Raw genomic sequence first — 10,148 nt, forward strand, 5'->3', positions numbered from 1 at the left:
CACGCCGGCCGTGCCTGCCGCGCCGTTGGCACGGTCCGTCCCGTCAACGCCGTCAGCCCTGTCAGCCCCGTCAGCACTGCCCATGCCCGTCCGTCCCTGGTCCGAACCGCCCGGCCGGAGCCGTCCACGGGCCCCGCCGACCGGTCTATTCACAGGACATGACTCTGCATGAGCGTATGCAGTCCGGCAAGCGCGGGTGCTCCCGAGCACTGCCAGTACGGATCACCGGCCTCGGCGTGCACTCCGTATACCGCGACCGCCTCGATGAGCAGCGCCACCGCGTTGGCGATGCATATGCACAGCGCGAGAGTGCCCTGCCAGGACTCGGCGCCGCGCGTGCCCGCCCGCGCCGCCGCGCGGAAGAACAGCACGCACACCACCGACGCGGCCACCCCGCACAGCAGCGCCGCATAGGTCACCGCGAACTGCGTCCAGGGCAAGCCCAGTTGGTGACAGAGCACCTCCTCCCGCCGGCCCTTGCGGTTGTCCAGCGCCACGGCGGCCATCAGCAGCACCACCCCGAGCAGCGCGAGCCCCGGCGCTGTCAGCACCTGCCGCCGCCACCGCGCCGACGGCAACTCCGCCTCAAGCGGCAGCCGTCCCGCCTCCGGCGCCGTCACCCGCTCCGGTCCCCGCTCCCCCGCCATTTCAGCCTCCCCCGGCAACTCCACACATCGATCTACCCGTTGACCCGCAGAACCGTCCGCCCACTCGCCCGGCGTCCGCCCCGTCCGACAACCCGTCACCATGCGCAGTGAAAAGCCCGAATCCGCTCACGCTCCGCAATCAACTCGTGACGATGTCAGCGTAGCCGAAGGGCCGGACAGGTGTTCCCCACCTGTCCGGCCCCTGTGGATAACTTCCGGCCGGCTACCGCCGCCCGGTCTCGTCCAGCTCCGGAGCGTCGTACGAGCCCCCGCCGGCGCGCGCGGCGACCACGTCGGCGTCGTTCGAGCCGACAGCGCGGTCCGCGTGACCCGGCCACCAAGCGGCGTGCCCGATCAGCGCGGTGAGGCTCGGCGTGAAGAACATCGCCATCACGAACGCCGAGACCACGATGCCGAAGGCGATCGCGAAGCCCATCTCGGTGAGGAAGGAGTTGCCGGACAGCATCAGGGTGGCGAAGGTCGCCGCCAGGATGAACCCGGCCGAGGCGATCGTCGGACCGGCGTGCCGCAGCGCCTCCGCCGCGGCCTCGCGTGGCTCGCGGCCCTCGCGGGCCTCCTCCCTGAGCCGGGCGATCATCAGGATGTTGTAGTCCGTGCCGATCGCCACCACGAACAGATACATGATGATCGGCAGCATGAAGATCAGCCCGCTACCGCGGCCGAAGATCAGCACGGTGGAGCCGAGCGTCGCTCCGAACCCGAGGGCCACCGAGGCGATCAGGTACCAGGGCGCCACGATGCTGCGCAGCAGCAACCCCAGGATCACCATGATCAGGATCGCGGCCACCGGGAAGACCGTCCGGTAGTCGTGGTTCACGGCCGCGTTGATGTCCCGGTAGATCGAGGACGTGCCGCCGACCACCGCCTCGGTTCCCGGCGGAGCGTTGTCCTTGGCAGCCGTTCGGACGTCACCGACCGCCGCGATGGCCTTGTCGCTCGCGCCGGAGTACTTCAGCGTCAGGTTGAACAGGGCCGTGGTGCGGTCCTTGTTCAGCCCGGTGCTCTGGTCGAAGGTCGCGGAGGCGACGCCGTCGGCCTGCCCCAGCTTGTTCTTGTAGGCGGTGAAGTCCACACCGGTCAGCGGCTTGCCGTTGGTGCTGGTGAGGAAGACAGACGTCGGGTCGGCAGCACCGGCGGAGTACGCCTTCTGCATGCTGTCCTGGACGACCATCGACTCCTTGGTCTTGGGGATGGACCCGGAGGCGAGGTCGTAGTCGGCCTTGTAGCCGAGGGTGCCGAGTGTCAGCAGCACCATCACCAGACCGGAGACGATGGCGACCAGGCCGGCCTTGCTGCCGAGCATCCGGCCGATCGAGGTGAAACGGGTGCCGGACGGCTCCTGGTTCCACTTCTTGCCCGGCCAGAACAGCGCCTTCGGCGGGATGAGCGAGCAGATCGCCGGGAAGAGCGTGAGACCGGCGATCAGTGTGACCGCGACCAGGATGGCCAGCGCCGGGCCCAGCTGGGTGAGGAAGCCCAGGGTGGACAGGGCGAGCGCCAGGAAGGAGATGATCACCGCGCCGGCCGCCGAGGCGATTGCCTCGCCGACCCTGGTGACGCTGTTGATCATCGCTTCCTTGGGTTCGTCACCCGCCCGCAGCCGTTCTCGGTAGCGGAACATCAGGAAGAGGAAGTAGTCCGTGCCGACGCCGAGCACCACCACGATCAGCAGCGCGGAGATCGAGCTGTTCGCCTGGAGGCCGAAGAGCTTGGTGGCGTAGGAGATCAGGCCGTTGGACGTGGTGAACACCAGGGCCATCAGGATCACCAGCGGCATGATCGCGACCAGCGGGGACCGGAAGATGATCAGCAGCGTGATGATGATGATCAGCAGCGAACCGATCAGCGCGACGGCGTCGGAGGTGTTGCCCGCGTCCTGCTGGTCGAGGTTCTGCGCGGCCTGACCGCCGACCTGGACCTTCAGATGGGTGCCCTTGGCAAGGTCCTTGGAGTCCGTGCGCAGCGCCTTCGCCGCGTCGGCCTGCTTCGGCTGACCGCTGGACTTCTTGTCCATCTGGACAAGGGCCGTGTCGTACTTGCCGTCCTTGGACGGCGTGCCCGCGACGACCTTCTGGACCTGGTCGATGTGCTTGCCGTCCAGGGCGGTGGTGATCTTGCTGACGTCGGCCTTGTCGGCCGCGGTCAGCGGGGCGTTGTCGGTCCGCTGGTAGAGGACGATCGCCGCCGGCGTGAACGCCGACGGGAACGCCTTCTCCTGGAGGTCCATCGCCTTGATCGACTGGTAACTGCTGGGCAGGAAGCTGCTCTCGTCACTGTTGGACGGCAGACTCGGCGCAGTGGCGACGATCGCGACGGCGGCGACGAGCCACGCGACGATCGTCCATACGGGATGGCGGACGACTGCGCGTCCGATGCGGTGGAACATGCGGTGCTGCCTCCATGGCAGGACGTATCACCGCCGCCCTTTGGAGCGGTTCCCGGGCATCGGCGACCCGAACGGCGCGCTACGCCGGCCGGAGATTTTCATATGGGTGGGTTGTGACCCAGATCTTACTTGCCGCCCGGCAAGGGGCAAACCGCCACCCCCGGACAGTTCCTGCGCGTCGCAGCCGCGCGCGCAGAGAACCCGGTATGACTACCGCGATCACAGCGGCGGGAGCAACCGTTTTTGCGGCTTTCCCATGGCGTTACGCGGCAATTCATCAAGAAAGCGGACTTCGCGCGGCCGCTTGTGCACGGAAAGCCGGGCGGCGACAAAGTCGGTGAGTTCGCCCGCGCTCACCCCGTCGGCGACCACATAGGCGACGATCTGCTGCCCCAGGTCGGTGTGCGGCGCGCCGACCACCGCCGCCTCGCGCACCGCCGGGTGGGCAAGCAGCGCGTTCTCCACCTCGCCCGCGCCGATCCGGTAGCCGCCTGACTTGATCAGGTCGGTGGACGCCCGCCCGACGATCCGGTGCGTGCCGTCCGGGTCGATCGCCGCGATGTCGCCGGTACGGAACCAGCCGTCGTCGGTGTACGCCGCCGCGGTCGCCTCCGGGCGGTCGAGGTAGCCGTCGAAGAGGGTGGGGGCGGTGAGTTGGAGTTCGCCGATGCCGTCGGCGGACTCGGCGATCCTGGTGGCGATTCCGGGCAGCGGGGTGCCGACCGCGCCCGGGCGGCGCGGCCCGTCCGCCCGGGCGGAGACGGTGATCAGCGTCTCCGTCATGCCGTAGCGCTCGACCGGCTCGTGCCCGGTCAGTTCGGCGAGACCGGTGAAGACCGGCGCGGGCAGCGGCGCGCTCCCCGACACCAGCAGCCGCGCCCCGGACAGCGCGCGGGCCGCCGCCGCGTCGCGTGCCACCCGGTGCCACACGGTGGGCACACCGAAGTAGAGACTGCCGCCGGCCGCCGCGTACGCCGCCGGAGTGGGACGGCCGGTGTGCACCAGGCGGCTACCGACCCGCAACGCGCCGAGCACGCCGAGCACCAGGCCGTGCACATGGAACAGCGGCAGCCCGTGCACCAGGGTGTCGTCCGCCGTCCACTCCCACGCCTGCGCCAACGCGTCCAGGTCCGCGGCGATCGCGGCCCGGGAGGTCATGACGCCCTTGGGCGGGCCGGTCGTACCCGAGGTGTAGAGCACCAGTGCCGGCCGCCCGCCGCCCGCGTCCGGCTCCCCCGCGTCATCGGCCCGTTCGGTGAAGTCGGCGCGCTCGGCGAAGTCCACCGCGAGCAGCTCCGCGCCGGAGTCCCGCAGTACGTGCGCCCGTTCGTCCGGACCCGCGTCCGGGGCGACCGGCACCACCGGCACCCCGGCGAGCAGTCCGCCCACCACGGCCGCGACCGTCTCCAGCGACGCGTCGGCCTCCACCGCGAACGCGTGTCGCCCGGACACCCGCCGGGCGACCGCCCCCGCGGCGCCGAGCAGTTCCTCGTAACTGCACTCCCTGCCGTCGACCCGCAGCGCGTCCGGACGGTCCGACCCTCCGTGCAAGGCGGTGAGCAGCGGCACCGATGCCATGGGAATCCTCCTACTGGGCAGCCCGCCCCCGGGAAAACCGGGGGTTAGCCCCAGTGTCGCCCAAGCGCCGCGCCTCATACGGTTGCTCCTATGGACGCCCGCGACCCGGAACTCAAGAAGGAACTCGCCGCCACCTTGCAGGCGCGCAAGACACTCGGCGAGGAGTACGAGTCGGAGCTGGTCGACTCGTTCATGGAGAAGGTGGCCGAGCGCGTGGACAGCCGCGTCGAGCAGCGGGTACGCCGCGAGCTGGCCCAGCAGCAGACCTCGTCCGCGCGCGCCGACCGGCGCCCGATCGGACCGCCCCAGAGCAACCCCCGCTTCGCGCGCTACGGCTTCGCGGGCTTCACGATGATCGCCGCGATCCCGCTCTCCGCGATCGGCGTGGCCAACGCGGGCACCACCGGGCTCCTGATCAGCTGGGCCGGCATCGTCTGCGTCAACCTCGCCCTGGGCGTGGGCAACTTCTTCTCCAAGGACCGCCGCGCCGACAAGGACGACTGGGCCTGACCCCGGCCCACCCCACGGAAGAGCCCGCCCGGTGGGGGTGCCGCAGGTCGGGGGAGAGCTTCAAAGGAAGAGGGGCGAGGACCGCCGCACCCCCGGGGCATCGCTGCCCGGGGGGCGGGACGACGGCGGTCCTCGCCAGGACGCGTGCCGGGTCAGGGCCGGGCCTGCGCGTCCAGGGTCACCATGGAGTCCGGGAGCCGCTCCGGAAGCCTTGGCGCCACTTGGGTGCCGGTGCGGCCGGGTGTACCGGCCGCGCTTTCGACATCACCCAATCTGCCGGACCCGTGTTAAGCGCGTGCTGCGTGGACGTGTCGCGGGCGTACCAGTTCACGGATTCCGGAGCGGAATCCGGAGTTGGAGCGGCGAACACCGGCCGCCGGATGCCCGGACCGCCTCACGCGGCGCCGTGGCCGGCGAGGAAGGCGAGCAGGTCCTGCCGGCTCACGACGTTGGTCGGCCTCCCCGCCACCAGCACGATCGCCGCGTCCGCGTTCTCCAGCACCGTCATCAGGTCGCCGACCCGCTCCCCGGAGCCGACCTGCGGCAGCGGCGGGCACAGGTGCTTGTCGAGCGGGTCGTCCAGGCCGGCGCGCTTGGTGAACAGCGCGTGCAGCAAGTCGCGCTCGACCACCGAGCCGATCACCTCGGCCGCCATGACGTCGGGGTGCCCTGCGCCGGGCTTGACCACGGGCATCTGCGAGACGCCGTACTCGCGCAGCACCTCGATCGCCTGACCGACCGTCTCATCCGGGTGCATGTGCACGAGGTTGGGCAGGCCGCCGTCCTTGTGGGCCAGCACGTCGACGACCCGAGGTTCGCCCTCGTTCTCGTCGAGGAAGCCGTGCGAGCTCATCCACTCGTCGCTGAAGATCTTCGACAGGTAGCCGCGGCCACTGTCGGGCAGCAGCACCACGACCACGTCGTCCGGGCCGAGCCGGGACGCGACCTCCAGGGCGGCGACGACGGCCATGCCGCAGGAGCCGCCGACCAACAGGCCCTCCTCGCGGGCGAGCCGGCGGGTCATCTGGAAGGAGTCCTTGTCGGAGACGGCGACGATCTCGTCGGCCACCTCGCGGTCGTAGGCGGTCGGCCAGAAGTCCTCGCCGACGCCCTCGACCAGGTACGGGCGCCCGGAGCCGCCGCTGTAGACGGAGCCTTCAGGATCGGCGCCGATCACCCTCACCCGGCCGTCGCTGGCGTCCTTGAGGTAGCGGCCGGTGCCGGAGATGGTGCCGCCGGTGCCGACACCGGCCACGAAGTGGGTGATCCGGCCGTCGGTCTGCTTCCACAGCTCGGGGCCGGTGGAGTGGTAGTGCGACAGCGGGTTGTTCGGGTTGCTGTACTGGTCCGGCTTCCAGGCGTTGGGCGTCTCGCGCACCAGCCGGTCGGACACGTTGTAGTACGAGTCGGGGTGGCTGGGGTCGACGGCCGTCGGGCAGACCACGACCTCGGCACCATAGGCGCGCATGACGTTGATCTTGTCCGTCGAGACCTTGTCCGGGCAGACGAAGACGCAGTGGTAGCCCTTGCGCTGCGCGACCATCGCCAGGCCGACTCCGGTGTTGCCGGAGGTGGGCTCCACGATGGTGCCGCCGGGACGCAGTTCGCCGCTCTCCTCCGCGGCTTCGATCATCCGCAGGGCGATACGGTCCTTGACCGAGCCTCCGGGGTTGAAGTACTCGACCTTCGCGAGGACGGTCGCCTTGATCCCCGCGGTCACGCTGTTGAGCCTCACCAGCGGGGTGTTGCCGACGAGGCTGATCATCGAGTCGTGAAACTGCACCGTGTGTCTCCGGGTTCTCCGTGATGGTGGCACCAGGTTAGGGCCTGGGGCGAGAGGGCCTGGTGGAAACGCGGACGCTGCGGTCGGCCCCGACGTGGGTAGGGGTGTCATTTGGGGTGTCATTTGTGGCGCGCGTCGCGCCGGGTCGGTGTGCGGTCTTCGGCGTGTGGCGGGGAACGTGTGTGCGCGGTGGCGCATGGTGGTGTCCGGATAGTCCAGGGAGGTGGGCCGACTCGATGTCCAGGGCGAGGGTGGCACGGCGGATCGCGACCGCGGCGGCGTTCGGCGGCGGCGGGATCAGCCTGCTGGGCGGGGCCGCGGTGGGGCTCCTGCTGACGGAGGCGCGGCTGGCCAAGCGGATGGTCGGCGGGTCGGACGACGCACCGCCGCGGGCCGACGGCCGATACGGGTCGGCGTTCGCGCACCGCACCGACGAGGCCCCGCTGCGGTTGGGCTTTCTGGGTGATTCCACCGCGGCCGGACAGGGGGTGCGGCGGGCCCGGGAAACGCCTGGGGCGCTGCTCGCCTCGGGGCTCGCGGCGGTGGCCGAGCGGCCGGTGAAACTGATGAACGTGGCGCTGCCCGGCGCCCAGTCCGACGACCTCGACCGGCAGGTGTCGCTGCTGCTGGACTCCTCGGTGCCGCCGCCCGACGTGGCGGTGATCATGATCGGTGCCAATGACGTGACCCGCCGGATGCCGCTGGCCGCATCGGTGCGGCTGCTGTCCGACGCGGTGCGGCGGCTGCGCGACGCCGGCACGCAGGTGGTGGTCGGCACCTGCCCGGACCTGGGTTCGGTGGAGCCGGTCTACCAGCCGCTGCGGTGGCTGGCCCGGCGGGCCAGCCGGCAGCTCGCGGCGGCGCAGACCATCGCGGTGGTGGACCTGGGCGGGCGTACGGTCTCGCTCGGCGACCTGCTGGGCCCGGAGTTCGAGGCACGGCCGCGCGAGCTGTTCGGGCCGGACAACTTCCATCCCTCGGCAGAGGGTTACGCGACGGCGGCGATGGCGATGCTGCCGACGCTGTGCGCGTCGCTCGGCCTGTGGCCGGAGACCGACGAACGGCCGGACGCGCGGCGCGGCGAGGGCTTCCTGCCGGTCGCCGAGGCGGCGGCCGAGGCGGCGTCGGAGGCCGGTACGGAGGTGGCGGCCGCGCATGCCGTGTCGGCGGGCCCGCGCGGGCGGTGGGCGCTGATGAAGCGGCGCCGCCGGCGCCCGGTGGAGCAGGAGCACCCGCAGGACGACAGTGGGGACGCGTCCGACGCGTCGGCCGAGGGCGCGGCCCAACGCGGAGCGTGACCGTACGCGGGACGCCCGGGCGCTTGGCGGCCGGGCCGGTCCCGGTCACGACCCCGGTTGTAAGCCCCGGCGCCCTGGACGCCGGGGCTTACGGACGCCGCCCAGGCACCCTGGAGGCGGGCCTGCGCGCTCAGTTGAGACCACGATCTTTCCTGGTGAGCGCGCCGGACGGGGCTGCCGATGCGTCCGGATCATGGGCACACGGAATCCTTTGTGAAACTCTTCACATGAAGTTCCCGCCTGGTGGGCCAACTTTCCAGGGCCCGAGGCCCCAAATCCCCTTGAATCCCTGGGCCATCCGTGTTTCCGGGGTGTTGCGGAGAGGGGAACCACAGCGGGCGGGGCGGCGATCAACGCTGCTCAGCGACGTGTATAACGGCTGGTGACCGCGCTGGGCGGCGGGTTTTCGGGCCGCCCCCGGCCGCGAAGGTGCGCAGTGTAGCAGGGGGTGTCCATACCCTTGTGAAGGGGCTCACGAGGTACACCCTCGGGCGTACTGGATACTCGAATCCATGAGCACCACGGAGCGTCCACGGATTCTCGTAGTAGGCGGCGGTTACGTCGGCCTGTACGCGGCGCGCCGCATCATGAAGAAGATGCGGTACGGCGAGGCAACCGTCACGGTTGTCGACCCGCGCTCGTACATGACGTACCAGCCCTTCCTTCCCGAAACCGCAGCAGGCAGCATCTCCCCGCGGCATGTCGTCGTCCCGCTGCGACGCGTGCTGCCCGGGGCCGAGGTGCTCACCGGGCGGGTCACCAGCATCGACCAGGACCGTAAGGTCGCCGCCGTCGAGCCGCTGGTCGGCGAGACGTACGAGCTGCCCTTCGACTACCTGGTGATCGCGCTCGGCGCGGTCTCCCGCACCTTCCCGATCCCGGGTCTGGCCGAGAACGGCATCGGGATGAAGGGTGTGGAGGAGGCGATCGGCCTGCGCAACCACGTCCTGGAGCAGCTCGACAAGGCCGACTCCACCACCGACGAGGAGATCCGCCGCAAGGCGCTCACCTTCGTCTTCGTCGGCGGCGGCTTCGCCGGCGCGGAGACCATCGGCGAGGTCGAGGACATGGCCCGTGACGCGGCCAAGTACTACCCGAACGTGAAGCGCGAGGACATGCGCTTCATCCTCGTGGACGCCGCCGACAAGATCCTCCCCGAGGTCGGCCCGCAGCTCGGCAAGTGGGGCCTGGAACACCTCCAGGAGCGCGGCATCGAGGTCTACCTCAGCACTTCGATGAAGTCCTGCGTCGACAAGCACGTGGTGCTCGCCAACGGGCTCGAGGTCGACGCCTCCACCATCGTGTGGACGGCCGGGGTGAAGCCGAACCCGGCGCTGGCGAAGTTCGGCCTGCCGCTGGGCCCGCGCGGTCACGTGGACACCGCGCCCACCCTCCAGGTGCAGGGCACCGACTACATCTGGGCGGCGGGCGACAACGCCCAGGTGCCGGACCTGGCCGCGGGCGAGGGTGCCTGGTGCCCGCCGAACGCCCAGCACGCGCTGCGCCAGGCGAAGGTGCTCGGCGACAACGTGATCTCCGGGATGCGCGGCTTCCCGCAGCAGGACTACAAGCACGCCAACAAGGGCGCGGTCGCGGGCCTGGGCCTGCACAAGGGCGTCGCGATGATCGTGGTCGGCAAGACCAGGATCAAGCTCAAGGGCCGGATCGCCTGGTACATGCACCGCGGCTACCACGGCCTCGCCGTGCCGACCTGGAACCGCAAGATCCGGGTCTTCGCCGACTGGACCCTCGGCATGTTCCTCAAGCGCGAGGTCGTCTCGCTCGGCGCGATCGAGAACCCCCGCGAGGAGTTCTACGAGGCCGCGCGGCCGATCCCGGCGCCCAGCGCGGCCAAGGGTGCCACCGCCGCGGAGAAGGTCGCCTCCTAGCAGGGCTCGGCAGGAGCACAAGCGCGCTTCGAAGGG

The 10,148-nt window shown here is 70.6% G+C and carries 7 protein-coding genes; 3 read left to right on the plus strand and 4 right to left on the minus strand.

Annotated features, from left to right (window positions below; all coding sequences use genetic code 11):
* Window positions 1-149 precede the first annotated feature (149 nt).
* The 3 genes from AC13HU_RS22425 to AC13HU_RS22435 all read right to left on the minus strand — a co-directional run bounded on the left by AC13HU_RS22425 (window position 150) and on the right by AC13HU_RS22435 (window position 4,632).
* The gene (locus AC13HU_RS22425) at window positions 150-647 is read right to left on the minus strand and encodes a hypothetical protein (RefSeq protein WP_483043720.1); all 498 of its coding nucleotides are present in this window, start codon (window positions 645-647) and stop codon (window positions 150-152) included.
* Between the two features lie 223 nt (window positions 648-870).
* Complete coding sequence (locus AC13HU_RS22430) at window positions 871-3,054, minus strand: MMPL family transporter (RefSeq protein ID WP_483043721.1); 2,184 nt, start codon at window positions 3,052-3,054, stop codon at window positions 871-873.
* Window positions 3,055-3,273: 219 nt separating this feature from the next.
* Entirely contained in the window at window positions 3,274-4,632 is a 1,359-nt protein-coding gene (locus AC13HU_RS22435; protein ID WP_483043722.1) for an acyl-CoA synthetase, read from the minus strand.
* A gap of 90 nt (window positions 4,633-4,722) precedes the next feature.
* On the opposite strand from AC13HU_RS22435, the gene AC13HU_RS22440 reads away from it, so the two are divergent.
* Window positions 4,723-5,142, plus strand: coding sequence for a hypothetical protein (locus AC13HU_RS22440; protein WP_483043723.1), 420 nt, complete (start codon window positions 4,723-4,725; stop codon window positions 5,140-5,142).
* Window positions 5,143-5,536: 394 nt separating this feature from the next.
* Here AC13HU_RS22440 and AC13HU_RS22445 read toward each other — a convergent pair whose 3' ends face one another.
* Window positions 5,537-6,925 carry a cystathionine beta-synthase gene (locus tag AC13HU_RS22445; RefSeq protein ID WP_483043724.1) on the minus strand — a complete coding sequence of 463 codons (1,389 nt, stop codon included), beginning with the start codon at window positions 6,923-6,925 and terminating at the stop codon, window positions 5,537-5,539.
* Window positions 6,926-7,161: 236 nt separating this feature from the next.
* On the opposite strand from AC13HU_RS22445, the gene AC13HU_RS22450 reads away from it, so the two are divergent.
* Window positions 7,162-8,223 (plus strand): SGNH/GDSL hydrolase family protein, encoded by a 1,062-nt coding sequence (locus AC13HU_RS22450; RefSeq protein WP_483043725.1) that lies wholly within the window; start codon window positions 7,162-7,164, stop codon window positions 8,221-8,223.
* A gap of 512 nt (window positions 8,224-8,735) precedes the next feature.
* The gene (locus AC13HU_RS22455) at window positions 8,736-10,112 is read left to right on the plus strand and encodes an NAD(P)/FAD-dependent oxidoreductase (RefSeq protein WP_483043726.1); all 1,377 of its coding nucleotides are present in this window, start codon (window positions 8,736-8,738) and stop codon (window positions 10,110-10,112) included.
* Window positions 10,113-10,148 lie beyond the last annotated feature (36 nt).

The sequence above is a fragment of the Streptomyces sp. NH27 genome (assembly GCF_056859195.1).

Excerpts from the sequence above, each read along its gene's own strand:
- AC13HU_RS22450 (WP_483043725.1), top strand. The coding sequence starts at position 7,162 with ATGTCCAGGGCGAGGGTGGCACGGCGGATCGCGACCGCGGCGGCGTTC.
- AC13HU_RS22435 (WP_483043722.1), bottom strand. The coding sequence starts at position 4,632 with ATGGCATCGGTGCCGCTGCTCACCGCCTTGCACGGAGGGTCGGACCGT.
- AC13HU_RS22455 (WP_483043726.1), top strand. The coding sequence starts at position 8,736 with ATGAGCACCACGGAGCGTCCACGGATTCTCGTAGTAGGCGGCGGTTAC.
- AC13HU_RS22425 (WP_483043720.1), bottom strand. The coding sequence starts at position 647 with ATGGCGGGGGAGCGGGGACCGGAGCGGGTGACGGCGCCGGAGGCGGGA.
- AC13HU_RS22430 (WP_483043721.1), bottom strand. The coding sequence starts at position 3,054 with ATGTTCCACCGCATCGGACGCGCAGTCGTCCGCCATCCCGTATGGACG.
- AC13HU_RS22440 (WP_483043723.1), top strand. The coding sequence starts at position 4,723 with ATGGACGCCCGCGACCCGGAACTCAAGAAGGAACTCGCCGCCACCTTG.